This window comes from Bradyrhizobium sp. Leo170 (assembly GCF_004296405.1).
Lineage (GTDB): Bacteria > Pseudomonadota > Alphaproteobacteria > Rhizobiales > Xanthobacteraceae > Bradyrhizobium.
This window is the reverse complement of the sequence record NZ_PSRR01000024.1, coordinates 14,544-33,975: the sequence shown is the minus strand read 5'-3', so window position 1 is coordinate 33,975 and position 19,432 is coordinate 14,544. Positions and strand designations below refer to the sequence as shown.

Annotated in this window: 22 protein-coding genes; 2 read left to right on the top strand and 20 right to left on the bottom strand. The window is 60.1% G+C overall.

Translation table 11 applies throughout. The features are described from left to right. Nucleotides 1-106 precede the first annotated feature (106 nt). The 6 genes from CWO89_RS07125 to CWO89_RS07100 form a co-directional block, all read right to left on the bottom strand. A complete protein-coding gene (locus CWO89_RS07125; RefSeq protein ID WP_130577920.1) occupies nucleotides 107-910 on the bottom strand; it encodes an MBL fold metallo-hydrolase in 804 nt (267 codons plus the stop codon). Between the two features lie 167 nt (nucleotides 911-1,077). Continuing rightward, nucleotides 1,078-1,368, bottom strand: a complete 291-nt coding sequence (locus CWO89_RS07120; RefSeq protein ID WP_130577919.1) for a hypothetical protein — start codon at nucleotides 1,366-1,368, stop codon at nucleotides 1,078-1,080. A gap of 281 nt (nucleotides 1,369-1,649) precedes the next feature. After that, nucleotides 1,650-1,835, bottom strand: a complete 186-nt coding sequence (locus CWO89_RS07115) for a hypothetical protein (protein ID WP_130225404.1) — start codon at nucleotides 1,833-1,835, stop codon at nucleotides 1,650-1,652. Nucleotides 1,836-2,050: 215 nt separating this feature from the next. After that, nucleotides 2,051-2,449, bottom strand: coding sequence for a nucleoside diphosphate kinase regulator (rnk, locus tag CWO89_RS07110; protein WP_165421037.1), 399 nt, complete (start codon nucleotides 2,447-2,449; stop codon nucleotides 2,051-2,053). A 496-nt stretch (nucleotides 2,450-2,945) separates the two neighbouring features. Next, nucleotides 2,946-3,449: a DUF4142 domain-containing protein gene (locus tag CWO89_RS07105; protein WP_245475793.1), complete on the bottom strand. Its 504-nt coding sequence runs from the start codon at nucleotides 3,447-3,449 to the stop codon at nucleotides 2,946-2,948. A gap of 194 nt (nucleotides 3,450-3,643) precedes the next feature. Then, nucleotides 3,644-5,038, bottom strand: a complete 1,395-nt coding sequence (locus tag CWO89_RS07100; RefSeq protein WP_130577917.1) for a cytochrome B6 — start codon at nucleotides 5,036-5,038, stop codon at nucleotides 3,644-3,646. Nucleotides 5,039-5,382: 344 nt separating this feature from the next. Between CWO89_RS07100 and zigA the strand changes: the two genes are divergently transcribed. Then, nucleotides 5,383-6,588, top strand: coding sequence for a zinc metallochaperone GTPase ZigA (zigA, locus tag CWO89_RS07095; RefSeq protein ID WP_130577916.1), 1,206 nt, complete (start codon nucleotides 5,383-5,385; stop codon nucleotides 6,586-6,588). A 14-nt stretch (nucleotides 6,589-6,602) separates the two neighbouring features. On the opposite strand, the gene CWO89_RS07090 is transcribed toward zigA, so the two are convergent. From CWO89_RS07090 to CWO89_RS07055, 8 genes are all read right to left on the bottom strand, one after another. Then, nucleotides 6,603-7,121: a methylated-DNA--[protein]-cysteine S-methyltransferase gene (locus CWO89_RS07090; protein ID WP_130577915.1), complete on the bottom strand. Its 519-nt coding sequence runs from the start codon at nucleotides 7,119-7,121 to the stop codon at nucleotides 6,603-6,605. A 187-nt stretch (nucleotides 7,122-7,308) separates the two neighbouring features. Next, on the bottom strand, nucleotides 7,309-7,794 hold the full coding sequence (locus tag CWO89_RS07085; protein WP_130577914.1) for a hypothetical protein: 486 nt from the start codon (nucleotides 7,792-7,794) through the stop codon (nucleotides 7,309-7,311). Between the two features lie 164 nt (nucleotides 7,795-7,958). Next, nucleotides 7,959-8,708, bottom strand: a complete 750-nt coding sequence (locus CWO89_RS07080; RefSeq protein WP_130577913.1) for a 2OG-Fe(II) oxygenase — start codon at nucleotides 8,706-8,708, stop codon at nucleotides 7,959-7,961. Then, nucleotides 8,705-9,271 carry a methylated-DNA--[protein]-cysteine S-methyltransferase gene (locus tag CWO89_RS07075; protein WP_130577912.1) on the bottom strand — a complete coding sequence of 189 codons (567 nt, stop codon included), beginning with the start codon at nucleotides 9,269-9,271 and terminating at the stop codon, nucleotides 8,705-8,707. The genes CWO89_RS07080 and CWO89_RS07075 overlap by 4 nt, the downstream gene beginning before the upstream one ends. A gap of 163 nt (nucleotides 9,272-9,434) precedes the next feature. Beyond that, nucleotides 9,435-9,758, bottom strand: coding sequence for a hypothetical protein (locus CWO89_RS07070; RefSeq protein ID WP_130577911.1), 324 nt, complete (start codon nucleotides 9,756-9,758; stop codon nucleotides 9,435-9,437). A 112-nt stretch (nucleotides 9,759-9,870) separates the two neighbouring features. Beyond that, complete coding sequence (ada, locus tag CWO89_RS07065) at nucleotides 9,871-10,962, bottom strand: bifunctional DNA-binding transcriptional regulator/O6-methylguanine-DNA methyltransferase Ada (protein WP_165421036.1); 1,092 nt, start codon at nucleotides 10,960-10,962, stop codon at nucleotides 9,871-9,873. 227 nt (nucleotides 10,963-11,189) lie between these two features. Further along, nucleotides 11,190-11,639 carry an ester cyclase gene (locus CWO89_RS07060; RefSeq protein ID WP_028163034.1) on the bottom strand — a complete coding sequence of 150 codons (450 nt, stop codon included), beginning with the start codon at nucleotides 11,637-11,639 and terminating at the stop codon, nucleotides 11,190-11,192. 166 nt (nucleotides 11,640-11,805) lie between these two features. Then, nucleotides 11,806-12,780, bottom strand: a complete 975-nt coding sequence (locus CWO89_RS07055; protein ID WP_130577909.1) for a helix-turn-helix transcriptional regulator — start codon at nucleotides 12,778-12,780, stop codon at nucleotides 11,806-11,808. A 477-nt stretch (nucleotides 12,781-13,257) separates the two neighbouring features. Between CWO89_RS07055 and CWO89_RS07050 the strand changes: the two genes are divergently transcribed. After that, a complete protein-coding gene (locus tag CWO89_RS07050) occupies nucleotides 13,258-14,367 on the top strand; it encodes an HD-GYP domain-containing protein (protein ID WP_130577908.1) in 1,110 nt (369 codons plus the stop codon). Nucleotides 14,368-14,501: 134 nt separating this feature from the next. On the opposite strand, the gene CWO89_RS07045 is transcribed toward CWO89_RS07050, so the two are convergent. The 6 genes from CWO89_RS07045 to CWO89_RS07020 all read right to left on the bottom strand — a co-directional run bounded on the left by CWO89_RS07045 (nucleotide 14,502) and on the right by CWO89_RS07020 (nucleotide 19,303). Then, entirely contained in the window at nucleotides 14,502-14,696 is a 195-nt protein-coding gene (locus CWO89_RS07045) for a hypothetical protein (protein WP_130577907.1), read from the bottom strand. Nucleotides 14,697-14,771: 75 nt separating this feature from the next. Next, nucleotides 14,772-15,173, bottom strand: coding sequence for a cytochrome C oxidase subunit IV family protein (locus tag CWO89_RS07040; protein WP_165421035.1), 402 nt, complete (start codon nucleotides 15,171-15,173; stop codon nucleotides 14,772-14,774). A gap of 9 nt (nucleotides 15,174-15,182) precedes the next feature. Further along, a complete protein-coding gene (locus tag CWO89_RS07035) occupies nucleotides 15,183-15,905 on the bottom strand; it encodes a heme-copper oxidase subunit III family protein (RefSeq protein WP_130577934.1) in 723 nt (240 codons plus the stop codon). Between the two features lie 14 nt (nucleotides 15,906-15,919). Then, nucleotides 15,920-16,624, bottom strand: a complete 705-nt coding sequence (locus CWO89_RS07030) for a cytochrome c oxidase subunit 3 (RefSeq protein WP_130577906.1) — start codon at nucleotides 16,622-16,624, stop codon at nucleotides 15,920-15,922. Further along, the gene (gene ctaD, locus CWO89_RS07025; RefSeq protein ID WP_130577905.1) at nucleotides 16,621-18,396 is read right to left on the bottom strand and encodes a cytochrome c oxidase subunit I; all 1,776 of its coding nucleotides are present in this window, start codon (nucleotides 18,394-18,396) and stop codon (nucleotides 16,621-16,623) included. Before ctaD ends, CWO89_RS07030 begins: the two co-directional genes overlap by 4 nt. Before the next feature lie 73 nt (nucleotides 18,397-18,469). Next, entirely contained in the window at nucleotides 18,470-19,303 is an 834-nt protein-coding gene (locus tag CWO89_RS07020; RefSeq protein WP_130577904.1) for a cytochrome c oxidase subunit II, read from the bottom strand. Between the last annotated feature and the right edge of the window lie 129 nt (nucleotides 19,304-19,432).

The window sequence follows — 19,432 nt, the reverse complement described above, 5'->3', positions numbered from 1 at the left end:
GAAACTGGGTCACAGTTTTCCGGATGATGCTCTAAGAAGGCGTTAATGTGATCAAAGACCACGTCAATGGAACACCACCTTCGCGCGATTCATGCTCTACGGGGCTTTAAGATATGGCATCGAGATACCGTCTGACCGACGCATCGAACGCCGCCTTCGCGTCGTGCTCGATATTTCGTCCCCACCAGCCGCCGTAAATGCGATCGAACGCAAGCGGCGCGATCGCCTCCGCGATGCGGCGCACTGCCACCGCGTTCAGCGGCGTGTAGTTCGGATAGGAGTACATGAAGCTGACGTGACGGCGATCCATCGCCACCTGCGCCACATCGCCGGTCAGGAGTGCGCCGCGGCCATCCGCGCCCGTGCGCCAATGCAATACGCTCGCGCCAGCAAAATGCCCGCCGGCGCGGACCAGCCGAAGATCGTCCGAAATCGCGAGCTCCTCTCCTCGCCACGGCATGATCGACGGATGCGGCCGCGTGATCCATGGCGCATCGTCGCCATGTAGATAGACCGGTGCATTGCCGAACGCCTCGCTCCAGTCGGCCACCGCCCCATAAAAATGCGGATGCGATACCGCGATCGCTTTCAGCCTGCCGCGCGACTTGACGTAGTCGATCGCCTCTCGCGTTGCGAGCGGGATGCAGTCCCACATCACAAGGCCGTCGCCATCCGGCACCAGCAACGCACGCTGGCCGATCGCCAAGCGCGGCTCGACCGCGATGCCAACGAGCCCAAGATCGTCGCGCCAGACGACACGATGGCGCTTGGCCAGTTCCTCGCGGCTGAGCCAGACTTGCCCGTTCCAGTTCACGAACTGCCGCTCGTCCTCGCAGATCCGGCAGGACGGCGGCGAACTGGCGCTCTCGGAAAACTGCGCGCCGCATTGTTCGCAGGTCCAGATTGGCATGAGGGTCACTCCATTTGGAGGCGCAAGATAGCATGCAATGCGGCGGTTCGATCTCGTCTATATCGGCTTCCGCTGCCTGTACACGGCTGCCCCAAAAGCACCGTGACAAGGGCTGCAAAACAAAAGCCCGCCAGAGGCGGGCTTTCACGATGGTCAATCAGGAACGATCAGTGCTTGGAGCCAAGACTGACGATGACGCCGGTCGGTTCAGGCTCGTGCGGCATCAAATTCGTCAGGGTGTCGTCGCTCCAATGGGCGAGGTTCACGATCTTGCCGATCTGCGTGTCCGTCTCCGCTGATTCGCTGGGCTCGAGAACGTTGAGCCCGTTGGTGTCAAGGAAGTAGGTGTGATCACCGAACAAGCGGTTCAACTGGGCGACCGCCGGGTGATCGTCGGGAAGGCAGTGGGCATCGAATTGGCTCAAGGCCCGCTCGACCTGGGATGAGTTCAGTCTCATGTTCCTCGCTCCTCTGGATTGGAGGGTTGCACCGCGCAACGGCCTAAGCCGCAGGCGGCCGCCTGCATTTGCGGGACGTCATCCCGCCAACACGACGACGCGCTGGAGCTTCACTTGTGCCGTCGCTGGATGATTTTCTTCGAATTGCCATCCTGTCGCCGGCTCTTCGCCAAATACGATCCGTTTCGACCGCGCTTCAACGAACGTGAAGTCCGGGACATTGGGTCCGAGCTCGCCTATTCAACCCCGCGCTCGCATTAAATTCGCGAGTTCCCCAAGGTTCACTCCTCGGGAACAGGATGCAACCTCGCCAATTCGTCGAGCGATAGCGCCGCTTCGCGTTCCGTCAGCGTAAAGCGCACGATCACATCCTGACGGGTGACCTGCCCCCAAAGTCCCTCCGTGGACCACTTTTGTGGCACAGGCCCGCGCGGACCTTCGATCCAGACGAAGTACCACTGTGTCATGACAAGCGCCTCGCCTTAAGCGACGCGCGATTATAACGCGTTCCGTTGCAGGGATCGAACCCGGCCACCAGGCTCAAACAGCCACCGGACTCACATGAACAGCCGCGCGAGGTAAGCCAGAGCGCCGACGAGCCCGATCAGGCCGATGGTGATGCAGATCACGATCAGCCCGGCTTGCTCAAACACACGGTCGCGCATGGTCGCAAAGCTCCTGCTCAATGCGAAACCCCCAACACGGTCAGCGCTCGCGTTCGGCGATCCGGCGTTTGAAATTCGATGGTCTGGCCGACTGACAGGCCGATCAGCGCGGCACCGACCGGAGTCAGCACCGAAATGCGCTTGCGCGAGATGTCGGCTTCGTGCGGATAGACCAGCACCACCTCCCTCGCCTCGCCGGTGCTGTCGTCACGATAGCGGACCTCGGAGCCCATGCGGACCACGTCTCGCAAATCGGCGTCGTCAGGAGCGATGCTCGCGCGCTCCATCTCGCCCGCGAGGAAATAGGCCACGCGCGGAAAAAGCTCCATGCTGGAGTTGGCAAGCCCGCTCAACCGCTGCTTCTCCTCCGTTGTCACCAGGATCGGCGGCAGATCGGGTTCGGTCTTCTTGCTCATTGCTGTCACCTTGGCGTTCAGGCAGCCGTTGGCCCTGGGTCGTCGTCGACGGGATCATCTTTTGTAGCCGCAGGCGCACGGAACAATGGCACGACATTCGACTCGGCTTGTCTCACGCTTTCGCGCGTGGGCTCGAGGCGGCGATCATCGGATGCGGTGTGGACGGTCTTTGACGGGGGCGGCACGGCACGTTCCTTCTGTTCAAAGTAAATCGGGCTCCTGCACGGAAGCCACGAACTCGAGATATCGATGAGAACAGAACCCGGACGGCTCGATCGGCCGTCCGGCTAAGTGCCTGCGTGCAGGCGGCCGGCGTGCAGACAGATGCGCGCGATGCGCGGATCGATGTCGACAACGTATGTCATAATGCACTCAGCATAGCCCCACATGGCACCGTCGCCATTGCGGCGAAAGCGCGCACCTCGCGTACCGACGCGAAATTGCGTACCGTTGCAGGGATCGAAACCCCACAGGTGACTTTCCGATCCCAGTGTCGCTAGCGCCGTTCGCGCGGCATCTCCTTTCGCGGCATCTCTGTTGCGGCTTGATGTGCCATCTCAGCGGAAATCGTTTGTGCCATCCGCAAATGATCCAGCACAGTCGGCAAGAGGTCGGATGCAAAATTCTTCAGTTCGGCGTTCTCACCTGAACCGATCTCGTATTCCAGAAGCTGGGCTGTCTTCTGATGCTCGATAATTTGCCCCTCGATGTAGGCACGATCGAATTGCGCGTCGCTCGACTGCTCCAGCTTGGCGCGCATGGCCTTGTGTTCCTCGTCGAATTTATCAGGCAGCGCAATCCCGTTCGTGTTTGCGAGCGTTCCCAGCCTGTCGTTGGCAGCGCTGTGGTCGCGGACCATGCGCTCCGCGAATTCCCTGACCCTGCGGCTCGTTGCTCTCTGCGCCGCGAGCCTGCCCAACTCCACCTCAGCCAATCCTCCGACTGCGGCGGCGTGAATGAAGGTGCGATCCGGCTGATTGGTTTGGCGTGGCGCCGGCATCCCAGGTGCAGATTGTCTCGTGCCAGGCGGCACGCCGCCGGGATTACCCGGCGCGGGACTCGCGGGATTGGTCGACTGACCGAAAGCCGCCGGAGAAACAAATGCAATTGCGATCGTTACGAGCGTGAGAAGACGCATCACTCAATCTCCTTCTGCGACTCAGCGGGACGACAACCGCCGGCACCCGACTGGCATCACAGCGTCAGCATGTACGCCACCAGCGAATCCTTCTCCTCCTGCGTCAGCTTCAAGCCGAGCACCAGGTTGAAGAACTCGACCGTGTCGGCAAGCGTCAGCAACCGCCCGTCGTGCATATAGGGCGGCGAGTCCTTGATGCCGCGCAACGTGAAGGTCTTGATTGGTCCATCAGGCAATGTGACGAGACCATTGACCGTCTGACCGACATTGTAGAAGCGCTCAAGCTTCAGGTCGTGCATGTTGTTGTCGAGGAACGACGTCTGCGGCATGTGACATTGCGCGCATTGCCCCTTGCCCAGGAACACCTGCTCTCCCGCGAGTTCCTGTTGCGTCGCCTTGCTGGGATCGAGCCGCCCCAGCGGGTCGAGCTTTGGCGCAGGCGGGAAATCGATGATGTTCTGCATCTGCGCCATCATCGGGACCTGATCAAATCGGTCGGGCAGGTTCACGCCCTTCCGCTGCGCGCTGACGTGATCGCCGTTGAAATAGGCCGTCCGCTGCTCGAACTGCGTGAAGTCCTCGATCGAGCGCAGCGACCGTTTCGAGCCATGAATTTGCTGGTTGAACATGCCGCGGAGGCTGACCGTATCGAGGCGGAAGCGAGCCGCCTGCGGACGCACGTCAGGTGTCTGGTGGAAGGCCGCATTGGTGTGGAAATTCGCATGGCAATCGAGACAGGTGACGCCAAGGCTTTGGTCTGCGCTCTTGCGATCTTCTGTCTGGTTGAACTCTTCCTGCGGGAACGGTGTCAGCAACAGGCGCAGTCCCTCCATCTGCACGGGCGTGATGATGCCGATCATCAGTTGATAGTAGTTCTTTATCGTCAGAAGCTGGCCGTGCGAGACATCGCCCAGTTCCGGATGGGTGGTGAGAAAGATCGGCGGCGGAAACTCCGGCGTGAACTGGTCGGGGAGATCGAAATCGATGTCGAAGCGCCTGATGTTGCGCGATTCCTGCCGGTTGATTTCGTCGATCTGCTGGTTCGGGAAAACCTGGCCGCCGGTCGCCTGCTTGACATGCGGCAGCGGCATGAAACCGGCCGGCAGCAATCCGCGCTGCCTTATCTCGTCCGGACTCATCGCCGACAGACTGTCCCAGGTTACTCCTGTCGCCAGCCTGACGCGCACTCCGTCCTGCACGGGCTTTCGCCCGCCCGACATCATCGCATTGTCGATCGGCCGGTTGGAGAGGTCATAGCGCTGCTCCAACAAGGCCTGCTGGCGCTGCATGACCTGCGGTTTCTGCGCCTCATCGAGCGCCTTCACCACATCAAGCGGCTGCGTCGGAAGCGGCCTGTAGGTCGCGTCTGGGGGCAGTGGATCGGCCAATGCAGCGACTGCAATCAAGCTCGCTACGGCCAATGCGGCCGCAGTTTTCGGGTATTTCGACATGAGCGACCTCCGGTTCGGAGCACGCACCAGAAGTGCCGATGCAGGACCTACGCAGATGCGGAGCGCAACGCGGTCGAATCTGCTTCATTCCTACATTCCTCGAGTTTGATCATTCCGTGATGGGGGCGCACGCGATGGCCGGGTTGGTTGATCGCGTTGGCATTAGTTGACAATCCAGCCACTCCACCAACTCACGTTTGCTCCAACGCAGCACGCGTTGCCGTCGGTGCAGCTTGACAATCGAAAACGGCTCCGGTTATGTCATGTTATAACATTACATATGGATGCCCCGATGCCCTCTGCCGGGCGGAAATTCCTCGAGCTGCAAAGGCTGTTCGATCTCCATGCAAAAACTGCCCGTCACCGTCTTGTCCGGCTTCCTCGGGGCTGGAAAGACAACTTTGCTGAACCACGTGCTCAACAACCGACACGGCCTGAAGGTGGCCGTGATTGTGAACGACATGAGCGAGGTGAACATCGATGCGGACCTCGTTCGCGATGGCGGTGCGAATCTTTCCCGGACGAACGAGAAGCTGGTTGAGATGACCAACGGGTGCATCTGCTGCACCCTGCGCGACGACCTGCTGAGGGAAGTGCGTGCGCTGGCTGAAGGCGGAAGGTTCGATTACCTCTTGATCGAATCGACCGGCATCTCCGAGCCGCTGCCGATTGCGGCCACGTTCGATTTCCGGACCGAGCAAGGCGAGAGCCTGTCCGACGTCGCGCGGCTCGACACGATGGTCACGGTCGTCGATGCGGTGAACCTGTTGAAGGACTATTCCTCCACCGACTTCCTTAGCGAGCGCGGCGAGGCCCTCGACAACGACCAGCGCACGCTGGTCGATTTGCTTGTCGAGCAGATCGAATTTGCCGATGTGGTGGTGCTGAACAAGGTGGATGACGCAACACCCGCGCACCGCGATGCCGCGCGCAAGATCATCCGGGCGCTCAATCCTGAGGCCGAGATCCTGGAGACCAATCACAGCAAGGTCCCGTTCGATCGGATCCTCGATACCGGGCGCTTCGATTTTCAGAAGGCGCAACAGCATCCGCTGTGGTTCAAGGAGCTGTATGGCTTTGCCGACCATGTGCCGGAGAGCGAGGAATACGGCATCAAGAGCTTCGTCTATCGTGCGCAGCGGCCGTTTGAGCCCACGAAATTCCATCACTTCCTTCATGACGCCTGGCCAGGGGTCATTCGCGCCAAGGGCCATTTCTGGATTGCCACGCGTCCGCAGTGGGTCGGCGAAATGAGCCAGGCCGGCGCCATCACCAAGACCGAGGCCCTGGGATTCTGGTGGGCAGCGATTCCGCGCGAACGGTGGCCGCAGGATCCCGAGTGGCAGCGAATATTGAAGAAGAGCTGGAACGATCTCTATGGCGACCGCCGGCAAGAACTCGTCTTCATCGGCACGAACATGGATGAAGCCGCGATCCGTGCACGGCTTGATGCGTGCCTCGTGAAAGGAAAGCCTGGCATGGATACGCAGGCCTGGGCCGGCCTGCCCGATCCGTTTCCGGTTTGGAGGCGCGCCAACGAAGCGGCCTGACGCGCCGCAACCCTTCACAGAGTTTCGGATGCCCCGGAACGCCGTTCGCGTGCCAATAGCTCGCGCTTGCGCTTGACGCCCCAGCGATAGCCGGAGATCGAGCCGTCCTTCTTGACGACGCGGTGACACGGCACGAGGACCGTAACAGGATTGCAGGCGATCGCCTCGGTCACCTCGCGTGCGTCGCGGGTACCGAGTTTGGCCGCCAGGGCGCCGTAGTTGGTCGTTTCGCCGACGGGTATTGCACGCAGCATCGACCAGACTTCGACTTCATACGGCGTCCCGCGCAAGTCGAGTGGAATCGCGGGATCGAAACCCGGCGCTTCGATCGCGCGTTGCACCTTCGACAGGACATCGGTCAATTCCTGCTCGCTGTCGATGATGTCGGCTTCCGGGAAGTGGCCGCGCAATGCGTCCTCCGCCGCGGAGCGGTTCGAGCTGAATTCGAGGGCGACGAGCCCCTTGCCGGACATCGCCACCATGAAATCGCCGAGGGAACTGGTCCCCCAGGCAAAGCGGATGATTTCGCGCATCCTGCGCTCCTTCGAATTTGTTTCTGGCGACAAGATAGAAGCCGGCGATGGCGGGGCCGATCCGGTCCTTGCTTTCAAATCGAAAAATGGAGGTGACGCTGATCGGCGAGAGCCCGGCTCGCGCATTATTGGCGACAGTCGAGAAGCCACGGGCGACTGCTATCTCTCCGGCGGAGACACCTGGAAATCAGGCGTCGCCGATCTGTTTGTGATGCGAAAAGTCGATGACCTGAGCGGCTCCCGTCGCCGACGGCGCATCGCGCTTGATCTTATCCTCAGGAAGCTCACTGAACTGTCGCGCCATGGCGTGCCGGCCCGTCGGATCCTGTTCTTCGAGGCGTTCCGTGTCGGTTATATCGATCGCAACGATCTGATCGACGGCATCTTCGATCTGGAATTGCTCTGTAAACGGCTGCATGACCAGGCATGAATGATCTGGATTAGCTATGGCGAGGTTTGCCAGCCTCTTGAGCGGCGACCGCAAGTGAGCCCAATGCTTGACGATCAGCGACCAATCGCAACCATCTTTCAGCGCGCCGTTCAGAAGACCGTTTGACAGCGGATCATGCGGCGCAAATACACCCAGGCTGTTCGCTATGTCGATCACAGGCAGGCCTCTGGAGAGAGGCACCAGGAGGCCGACTTTCTGCTCGCTCATCCTGACCAGTTTCATGGCCTTCTCCATTCGGCGGGAGTGCGTCTGCCGCGCCGCTGAAGCATGATCCGGAAAAGTGTGAAGCGGTTTTCCCTCGCGACAAACGCGAAGCGTTTGCGCGGAGATCATGCTCAAACAATAACCTAAAGCGCGATGATGATTCATCCTCATCTCATCGCGCTTTAGGTCGCGTCGTGAAAAATAATCCCGACGGTGTGCCGCATGCCGGAGCGCACACGACTCACACCGTGACGAAGGTTCACGCGGTAATTGCCCTTCGATCCCTGCACTGGCCGGTTATGGACCGCGAAGGCCACTGCGTCGCCCTGCCGGAGCGGCACGACTTCGACGCGGCTCTGCATACGCGGCCGCTGCTCGGTCAGAACGAACTCGCCACCTGCGAAGTCCGTGCCGGGCTGCGAGAGCAGAATCGCGACCTGAATCGGGAATGCGAGATCGCCGTAGAGATCCTGGTGGAGGCAGTTGAAGTCACCCGGGACGTATTGCAGCAGAAGCGGCGTCGGGCGCGTCTGGCCGGCGTCGTGGCATTGCTTGAGGAACGACGCATGGTCGCCTGGATAGCGCTCGCTTATTCCCATCCGAGCGTTCCATTCGTTGGCAACACCTGCAAGGCGCGGGTAGAGCGCGGTTCGCAAGGAGCCGATGAGCTCGGGCAGCGGATATTTGAAATAGCGGTACTCGCCCTTGCCGAAGCCGTGCCGCGCCATGTGGATGTGGCTTCGGAAATGGCTCTCGTCGGGGTAGATATCTGCGATGGTGCGGCACTCCTCGGGCGAAAGCAGCTTCGGCAAGACGGCGCAGCCGTAATTGTCGAGCTCGCCTGCGAGCACCTGCCAGTCGTAAGCGGCAACCCGTGCCTCTGCGGACGTAACCGCGGGGGCACGGGTGATGGTGGACGAACGGACTGTCATGCGATGGCTTCCTTCCTGATCAATTCACGCTTGCGCTCGATGCCCCAGCGATAACCCGCCAGATCGCCATCGGTGCGAATGACGCGATGGCAGGGAATAGCGAGTGCGATCGGATTGGCGGCGCAGGCGCCGGCGATCACCCGGGCCGAGGCCATCGGGCTGATCCAACGAGCGAGTTCCATGTAGGTCACTGTCCTGCCGACAGGAATCGAGCGCATCTTGTCCCAGACACGGCGCTGGAGCGCCGTCCCGCGCATATCGAGCGCAAGATGAAGTCCTTCGGCGGGCTTGTCCACGAAACGGATCACCTTCGCTAGGTCATCGCGGACGATGGCCTCGTTCGCGACGAGCATGGCCTCCGGAAAACGGGCGGCGAGATCCGCCTCCAGTTCGCCAGAGTCCGCGCCAAGCAGAATGGCGCAGACGCCGTTGGCGCTGCGGGCCACCAGCACCTTGCCCAGGGCGCATTCGCCGGTCGCATAGAAAAGCATCTCGACGGCAGCGTTGGCACGCTTTGCCGTGGGTGAAAGCTGCAAGGCGGCGTCGGAAATCATGAGGTTCATCGCTTAGCTCCCTGATCTGTCCTCATGATCGAAACTATTGGGCAGCGCGCTTGCCTGAACTCCGGTGCTTGCTCTCAAATCGAGAAAGCTTTCGATTGCTGCCTGCCGACGCGAAAGAGCCGGACACTTGGGGCAAAGCAAGCTCATCAGAATTTCGGTCAGTTCACGCGATGCGGATGATCGTCGTCTTCGCGAGAAGATAGGTATCGCCGGTGCGAAAGCGGAGCCGGATATCTCCGTTCTCGAGCATCTGCCATTCTGCATGGCCGTCGGTGACGAGCCGGCGGAAATAGGCCATCACGCGCGCCTTCGCCGGATCGGCGTGAACAAGGCCTGCGATCGCATCGGGCATTGTCCTGCGGCGTCGCTTCTCGCGCTTGGTCTTTGCGTCGAATGCACCCCGAGGAAACATCGTCTGAAGCGTTCCTTCCGCCAGTCGATCGGCGTCGGCGATCACCAGCGACTTCGATAGGCTCGCATCGACCACCTGAATGATCGAGTGAGTGCACGAGATCGCAACCAGCGCACTCCGAATATTGCTTTCAAACTCGCAGACACTGGCCGGAAGGTGCCTCTGGAGGTCAAGGCGGCGGCGCTGTTCATGTACCCTGCGAGCACTCCCGGTCGAGCAGAGCGCGCTTGCGTTCGACGCCCCAGGCATAACCGGAGAGCGAGCCATCTTTCCGAACGACGCGATGGCAGGGAATGGCGACGGCAAGCTTGTTCGCCGCGCAGGCGCCGGCCACCGCGCGCACCGCCTTGGGGGAACCGATACGCTGTGCGATTTCAGTATAGGAAACCGCTTCGCCGACGGGAATCTCCTGCAGAGCCCGCCACACGCGTTGCTGGAAGGCGGTGCCGCGGACGTCGAGGGGAAGGTTCAGGCCGATCCCCGGCGCCTCGACAAACCCGACGACCCGGGCAACCAGTGCCTCATAGTCGCGATCGGCGCCAATGAGATGCGCTTTCGGGAAACGATCCTGAAGATTGCGGACGAGTTCGTCCGGATCGTCGCCCAGGAGGATCGCAGCCACGCCCTTGGTGCTGGAGGCGACGAGGATGGCGCCGAGAGAAGTCTGCCCGACCGCGAACTTGATCTCCTCGTTCGTGCCCCCGGCACGGTACTGCGACGGCGTCATGCCGAGCATGTCCGTCGACTTCTCGTAGAAGCGCCCGCTGGAATTGAAGCCGGCGTCGTAGATCGCCTCGGTGACGGAGTTGCCCGAGACCAATCCCTGGCGAACCTTCCTGGCACGGTGGGCGGCGGCGTATTCCTTCGGTGTCAACCCGGTCGTGGCCTTGAACACGCGATGGAAATAGCTCGGACTCCGGCCGATCGCCGCTGCCAGTTGCTCCAGCGAAGGCTCTTCTTCGCTCTCCTCGATGATCCGGCACACTTTCGCCACCAGGGCCGCGTTCTCGGCTTCGGTCGAAAGGCCTTCCGGATTGCAACGCCGGCAAGGCCGGAAGCCTGTCGCCCTGGCGCTTTCCAGGCTGTCGTGGAGCTGCACGTTCCTGGCGTTGGGAACGCGCGAAGGGCAGGACGGCCGGCAATAGACGCCGGTCGTTGCCACCGAGTACCAGAGATGGCCATCGGCCGTCTTGTCGCGCGCGACAATGCGTGCCCATCGAGGATCATCCACCACCGACGGGGGCGTTGACTTCGGGGTGCTGGCGGGCGTCGCAGTCATCTTCTTTCTCATATGGTGTTGGACGATGGTGCCGCCAATTCCCGTCTGATGCACTCCGATCCTTGCTTTCGAATTCGATTGCGTATGCCAGCAACCGGATCACCGGGGGAACACCGGCTTGACGAGTTCCGGGGGCAGCACAGATGCCGAGTTAAGCCTAGATGGCCAGAAGCGAATAAGGTCCGCACGGACGTGCGGACCTTATTCGATGGCCGGGCGTGAGCTGCCTAGGCAGCCTTCAGCAGCCCAAGCTGGGTCAGCGCGGTCACGCCGTCGTCGAGACCGATCTCCTCGACGATCTTGCCGTCGATCACCTTCAGCACCGTAGTGCCGGTGAAATGCATCTTGCGGCCCGTTGCAGCCGGCAAACCGCCGACCAGGAAGTCGTTGAAGGCCGGCCCCTTATGGGTGCCGCCACCTTCCCATTGGCCGACGACGTAATCGCCCTCGGCGATCAGGTCCGCCGTGCCCCAGAAATTGAGATCGGGGAATGCAGCACGGAAATCGGTCATGAACGCCTTGATATCGGCGCGGCCGCGGCGAGGCTCATGCAGCGAGTATTTGAGCAGCATGTCGGGCGCGGCGATCTCGTCGATGACCGCAAGATTGACGTCCTTGCCCCAGAACTCCGTGAACCAGCGACCGACAACGGCCTTGTTATCTTCTTCCTTGCTCATTGGAACGGCTCCTTGTGTCTCGTGACGATCACCGACGTCGGGTGGTGATCTGAACGAGGCTTACGCTTGACCGAAGCAAGCCAAACTCCGGTTCTTGTCTTCAAATCGAAAGCGGAGACGGAGCAACCGCCGACGCGATGCGGATAGATACCACGGCCGGCACAGATCAGCCGTTCCGCCTTCGCAGTCCAGCAAGCTGGGATGGAAGAAGACCGTAGGTCTTGCGATATATCTCCGCAAAGCGTCCCATATGCATGAAGCCCCATTTCAGGGCGACTTCGGAGACAGGCAGAATGTTGTCCGCAGATGTAAGTTCCAGATGTGCGGCTTCCAGCCTGATGCGACGCAAGTAGGCGACCGGCGTTGCACCGTAGTGCGCCTGGAAAGCGGTCTGCAACGTCCGTACGCTGATACCTGCTGCGGCTGCGGCGTCGCTCATGGTAAAGGGCCGATGAATGTTGGAATGCATGTAATCGACCGCCCGCCGAAGGTGGCGCATGGTTGGTTCAGACGGTTCCCGCAATTTGCCTGATGTCAGTCTCTCGAGCACCAGCAAGAGCAAGGATTCGCTCAGCAGCGCCATCGCGATGGGAGCGCGCCCCTGAAGATCCTCATCAAGAACGGCGGACACGACCGCTTGCGCGGAGTGATAAAGCGATTGCGTCGTCGTCTCCGTCAGATGATGGAGCATCAGAGGCGTGAGGTCCTGAATAGAGAGCTTTTCATCGAATGTGGAAAGGGCCTGCATCAATTCCGGGCGTTCGAACCGTAACGCTCTCATTGCATGAGCCCCCTTGGTGGAGATTCGGCTTGGCGCGTCTGTCAGATGTGTAAATAGAGATCCTGGGAGCGCTCGGCAGGCACCGTATCTGCCAATTGCAGCAACAGCGCCAATGACAGGCTGCGAGACATGCAAGGTCTCCGCTGAGTCATTGAGTGTTATTTCGTAGCCATGGCTACCCTGCACCCGCCAGCAGGTCAGGCCGTTGACCGCAGCGAAGCTGGCTCGCCACGAAAATTGCCGCCCGGCCTTCTCCGGCTCCGCCGAAACGTCCGGCAAGAATATCGAGAGACAGTCTAGATACGTATCGAAACCAACCCCACGCTTATCTTGGGAAGCAACACGCGAAAACGAACTCATATTTCCAAGCAGGCCACACAGTAATTGTTTCGCGATTAACTGAAATTCTCCGGTTAAGCAACGCGGTGCCACACGGCGTCAATTTTAACGGTGGCTATCCAATTCGCGCGAGATATGGCCAAAAGGCGAATTGCCCGCGCGTCGGTAACATCTCATTCAGCAACGCTGCATACGCATGAAGATACGTGGCAGCTGGCGTGAACAGCGCTCCTGCTTACGTCCGCCGACAACCCGGGAAATGTTGGCAACATCACGATCACAAGCGAGCGGATGCAGCTTGGACAGGGACGCGACTCTCTCTGTTCATCTCGAGTCGACAAGCCATCAAACGAATGATGGCGGCAGCAGGAGGAACGAGGTGGATGTTCGCAACACTGCAAGCGCCGTTGCCTCCCCGTTGCTCGCGCAGGTAACGACGCACCAAAAGACAGCCGCGATAATTTACGAACAGGCGAGACCGCCAGGAAAGTGAATCGCATGATCGAGGCAGCCACGACAGTCCGACAACTTCATATCGCCCTCATAACTGAGACGCCGGAACGGACAAGACCGCTGGCATCCATACTCAGTCGAACCTGCGACGTCCATTTGCTGCCGCCGGCGATTGACCCTCTTGTCATCGATAATTTCGCTTCTTGCGTCGTTCTTGACGTTGATCTTTCGTCAACGCAGGTGGTTCGAGCGCTTCAGCCCACTCGCCAGGCAATTCTTGCACGTTCGCTGCCCAGCCTCCTTGTTATCGACAAGAGCATCGGAGAACGCGCGCTTGCCGAAAAGATGCGCCACGCAGAGACTTTCGGCGTACGCAACTACATCTACCATCCGTTCGATGCAGATGAAGTTCTGCGGGTATTTTCTCCAATACATCACGCGCGCGCCAAGTCGGAAACACCATCGCACAACAAGATCGTGTTGCGGGGCGTTTCCGCCGCTCATCGTGCGCTCGCGCAGACAATCGAGGCGCCGCACAACGAGAGCTCACTTCCATTCGAAACTCTCGAAGCCAACACTCCGCTCATCCTGGAGGCGCTCGATGTCTGGGGAATTGGTCCCTGGATGGAAACCGTGCGGAGGCATCATGGCGGCACCTACAGGCACAGCCTGCTTGTCACCGGCTTCGCCGTCGCGTTCGCGCAGAAGCTGAAGATGCGCCCCAAGGACCAACAACGCATCGCGCACGCTGCGCTGTTGCACGATGTTGGAAAATCGTTCGTTCCACTCGATATCCTCGACAAGCCGGGAAAATTGACTGACCATGAGATGGAGCAGATAAGACAGCATCCCCGATACGGATATGACCTGCTCACGCAACAAGGCGGCTTTCCGGTCGAGATCCTTGATTGCGTGCTTCATCACCATGAACTGCTCGATGGATCGGGCTATCCGGATCAGCTTCGCGCCGGGCAGATTGCAGATCTCGTACGCGTCATCACGATTGCCGATATTTTTTCTGCACTGGTGGAAGATCGACCCTACCGGCAATCGCTGGCGCCAATGCAGGCCTTCGGCATCATGCAGGACATGGGAAACAAACTCGACGGCGATCTCCTCAACGCGTTCCGCTCCGTCGTCGAGGATACGGCGTGACGTGACCTATGCGAAGGTACGCCGTCATCGCCCGGGGGACGCTGGACATCGAAAGGCCTGACAGAGGCGGGCAAAATTTTTCGAAATCGCTGGAGAAGGCTGGCTGCGGGGAGGCGCAAGGGTCCGCCGGACTCTCATCGAAGAACGTCTTCGGCGAGCGCACGTGACGGATGACGTGTGTCGCCACGCCGATTTTGTGGGCGTACGTACATGATGACTGCTTCCGGAAGCTCCGCCTTCACCTTCAGCGCGGCGACAAGCGCGTCTTGTCCGTCGAGGACGACATGGTCTGTCTTTCCCCTTAGCTTAAACCCAACGGTGAACTGCATCCCAATATCTCCACTCTTGTACTGCTACAGTGTCTTTCGTCATTGCCGTTCTCCTTCGCCGCGAGGCAACGGGAGCTACGCAGTCGGAGTGAAGAATACGACCCGGAGCAGATGCGTGTAGTCGGATTCGAACACCATGATCGCCACGAATACCAACACCAGCACCGGCGGAAGCAGGATGGCATAGGCCAAGGCCAACCGCTCCCAGGCCATGTGCATGAAGACGGCGACGATCAGACCGGCCTTCAAAACCATGAACAGCAGAATCAGCGACCATCTGAGATGGCCATGGATACCAAAGTAGTCGACGAGAAAGGAGCAGGTACTAAGGACGAACAGCCATCCCCAGACCGCGAGATAGAGCTTGATCGGGTGCTGCTGGCCCTTTGCTTGCGTGGCTCCCGGCGCATGGGCCTCATGGGCGTGAACGTGCAGCGAAGGTTGTTGGCCTTCCACATGTATCGCGGCTTCTGTCATGCGCCAACCTCACCAAAGATAGAAAAGGGCAAAGATGAACACCCACACAAGATCGACGAAGTGCCAGTACAGGCCGGTGATTTCGACGATCTCGTAATACCCCTTCCGGCTCGTGAAAAAGCCACGCCTTTCGACGTCGAAGTCTCCCCGCAAGACCTTGCGTGCGATGGCGATCAGGAAAATCACGCCAATGGTCACGTGGGTGCCGTGGAAGCCGGTTATCATGAAGAAGCTGGCCCCGAACTGCGCCGCGCCCCACGGATTGCCCCAGGGCCTGACGCCTTCCATGATCAGCTTGGTCCATTCGAAAGCCTGCATTCCGACGAACGTTGCGCCGAATGCGGCGGTGGCCAGCATCAAGGCTGCAGTTCTGATCCGATCCCGGCGGTAACCGAAATTGACCGCCATCGCCATGGTGCCGCTGCTGCTGATCAGGATGAAGGTCATGATAGCGATCAGAATGAGCGGTATGTGCTGACCGCCGATATTGAGAGCAAAGACTTCGCTGGGGTTGGGCCACGGCACCGTCGTGGACATTCGCGCCGTCATGTATGACAGCAGGAAACAACTGAAGATGAAGGTGTCGCTCAGGAGGAAGATCCACATCATGGCCTTCCCCCAGGAGACATTCTTGAAAGCGCGCTGATCCGAAGACCAGTCGGCAACGATCCCTCGCAAGCCCGGGAGCCGCGCAGGCGATGCTCCAACGTTTGTCAGTGCAGTCTCTGCCATCGGTCCCTGCCTCCCTAGCTGAGCAACTGGCGACAGATGTCGACGAAATTGTCTGTCCAGCCCGTCAGCAGACCGAGCAAGACCAGCCAGACCAGCAGCAGGAAATGCCAATAGATGGCGCAGAGTTCCACGCTCGCGCGCACCTGCTTAACCTCAGCGCCACGCCATAACTTGGCGGCCGTTCTGCCGAGCGCCACGAGACCGCCCATCACATGCAGCCCGTGCGCCGCGGTGATCAGGTAGAAGAAAGAATTGGCTGGGTTGGACGCGACGAAATACCCAGCGGCATTCAACTGTCGCCACGCCAGAAGCTGTCCAACCAGGAATGTAACGGCGAATGCTCCCCCACTGAGCAGGCCGAGAATGATGCCGTCCATGTCGTCACGGCGGGCGGCGATGTACGCCCATTGCAGCGCAACGCTGCTCAACACCAGCACGCCCGTGTTGAACCACAGCAGCGCTGGCACTGGCAGCGTCCGCCAGTCCACCATGTTCATGCGCATGGAGTAAGCGCTGATGAAGAGCGCGAACAGCGAGCCGACGACCGCGAGAAACACCCCCAATCCGATCTTCGCCGCTTGCGGTGATGCTGTGCTCTCCTCGCGAAGATCGACGCTCACTCCCTCCTCCAGCCAGGGTTTGGCTGTCAGCCGTTGCTGCGAGAGCCACCATCCCGCAATTGCCGCGATTCCAACCATGAACAGGACAATGACGCTCACGGATGGGCCCCCTGCGCCGACAGTCTGGCCGGCGGTTCATTTTGCGGCACGAAGTCCCTGCCGGCGCCGGGTACGCTGTAATCGTAGGCCCAGCGATAGACGATCGGGAGCTCCTTGCCCCAGTTGCCGTGCCCCGGCGGGGTCTCTGGTGTCTGCCATTCCAGCGACGCGGCTCCCCAGGGATTGCCGCCCGCCTCTTTCCCTTTGAACAGGCTCCAGATCAGATTGAATATGAAGACAAGCTGGGCAAAGCCGACAATCAGGGCGGCCACGCTCATGAACGCATTGAGGTCATGGGCGGATGCCGGGATGAAGGCCGTTTCGCCAATATCGTGATAGCGGCGAGGCACGCCCAAAAGGCCCAGATAGTGCATCGGGAAGAAAACCGCGTAGGCTCCGAGGAACGTGACCCAGAAGTGGAATCGTCCGAGCGCCTCATTGAGCATTCGTCCCGTGACTTTCGGATACCAATGGTAGATCCCGCCAAACACGGCCATGATCGGTGCAATGCCCATCACCATGTGAAAGTGGGCGACAACAAACATCGTGTCCGACAGCGGAACGTCCACGACCACGTTGCCGAGAAACAGGCCGGTCAGCCCGCCATTTACGAACGTGATGATGAACGCAAGCGCGAACAGCATCGGGATGGTGAGATGAATATCGCCGCGCCAGAGGGTCAGCACCCAGTTGTAGACCTTGATCGCGGTCGGGATGGCAATGATGAGCGTCGTGGTGGCGAAGAAGAACCCGAAATACGGGTTCATGCCGCTCACATACATGTGGTGCGCCCATACGACGAAGCTGAGCGCGCCGATCGCCACGATCGCCCAGACCATCATGCGATAGCCGAAGATGTTCTTCCGCGCGTGGGTGCTGATCAGATCGGATATAATGCCGAAGGCCGGCAAGGCGACGATATAGACTTCGGGATGGCCGAAGAACCAGAAGAGGTGCTGGAACAGGATTGGGCTGCCGCCGCCATACTTCGTCAGCTCGCCCATCTCGACCAGTGTCGGCATGAAGAAACTGGTCCCCAGGAGGCGGTCAAGCAGCAGCATCACCGAGGCGACCAGCAGCGCCGGGAAGGCCAGCAGTGCCATGACGGTAGCCGTGAAAATGCCCCACACCGTCAAGGGCAACCGCATCAACGTCATGCCGCGCGTGCGCGCCTGCAGCACCGTCACCACATAATTGAGCCCGCCCATCGTAAAGCCGATGATGAACAGGATCAGCGAGGCCAGCATCAGAATGATGCCCCAATCCTGCCCGGGGGTGCCGGAGAGAATCGCCTGCGGTGGATAGAGCGTCCAGCCGGCGCCGGTTGGCCCGCCAGGCACGAAAAAGGTCGAGGCCAGCACCAGGACCGCGAGCAGGTAGACCCAATAGCTCAGCATGTTCACATAGGGGAACACCATGTCCCGGGCGCCGACCATGAGCGGGATAAGGTAGTTGCCGAAGCCACCAAGGAACAACGCGGTGAGCAGGTAGATCACCATGATCATGCCGTGCATGGTGATGAACTGGAGATATTGGTTGGCATCGATGAAGGAGAACGTGCCGGGAAATCCCAGTTGCAGTCGCATCAGCCACGACAGCACCAGCGCGACCATTCCGATCGACATCGCCGTAATCGAGTACTGGATGGCGATAACCTTGGCGTCCTGCGAAAAGACGTACCTCGTCCACCAGCTCTTCGGATGATAGAGCTCGACGTCAGGCGCCTCAGCGGCCGGAATGCCTGCGATTGTGTCAAACGGGACATCGACCATCGGAATACCCTCCTGGTCTTCTGTTCAGCGAGGAGTTCGCCTCACGATCGATCGTGCCTCCTCGCCGCTATTTTTATTCGCTACCTGTCTTGTACGCCGCCTTCGCGACGTTGCGCTGGCCTGACAACTCGGCGAATGTCCGCTGTTTCTCCAGCCACGCGTGATATTCTTTCTCTTCCTCGACGACGACCTTGCTGCGCATTTGCGCGTGCGCGGCACCGCAGAGCTCTGCACAGAGAACCTCGAACGTTCCGGTGCGGGTGGGCGTGAACCAGTAATAGGTGACCGAGCCCGGTATCATGTCCATCTTCGCCCGGAACTCCGGCACATAGAAATCATGCAGGACATCGATTGAGCGGAGCAGCACCTTCACCGGCTTCCCGATCGCCAGGTGCAGATCGTCGTTTTGAATAACGATGTCGTCTTTTCCGTTCGGATCGTCGGGATTCAACCCCATCGGATTGTCGGCACTGACAAGGCGGGCATCGGAGGTCCCGAGCCGGCCGTCTTTTCCAGGAAGCCGGTAGCTCCATTGCCACTGCTGTCCCATGACCTCGACCTCGGTCGCACCGGCCGGAACGGTCACGAACTGGTGCCAGACGACCAGTCCGGGTGCCAACATCGCCGCGACGCCGATTCCTGTCCCGACGCTGAGCCACCATTCGAGCCGCTTGTTTTCGGGATTGTAGTCTGCCTGCCTTCCCTCCTTGTGGCGAAAGCGGAAGACGCAGTAGGCCATGAACGCGACGACGGCGACGAAGACCGCTCCGGTGATCCAGAATGTCAGGGTGATGGTGTCGTCGATGTAGCCCCAGTTCGAGGCAAGCGGCGTCCACCACCACGGGCTGAAGAGGTGAAACACCACCGAGGCGATCGCGACCAAAAGCAGTATGATTGCTACAGCCATCCCTCATGCATCCTTGCCGCTAAAAGGCTGCGGATACGAACCGGAGGGCGGAGCTCACGTCTGTCGCGATGGCGGACTTTACATCCGCTGTCGTCGTGCCTCTTGCCTCGCCCATTCCACTGGTCGCGA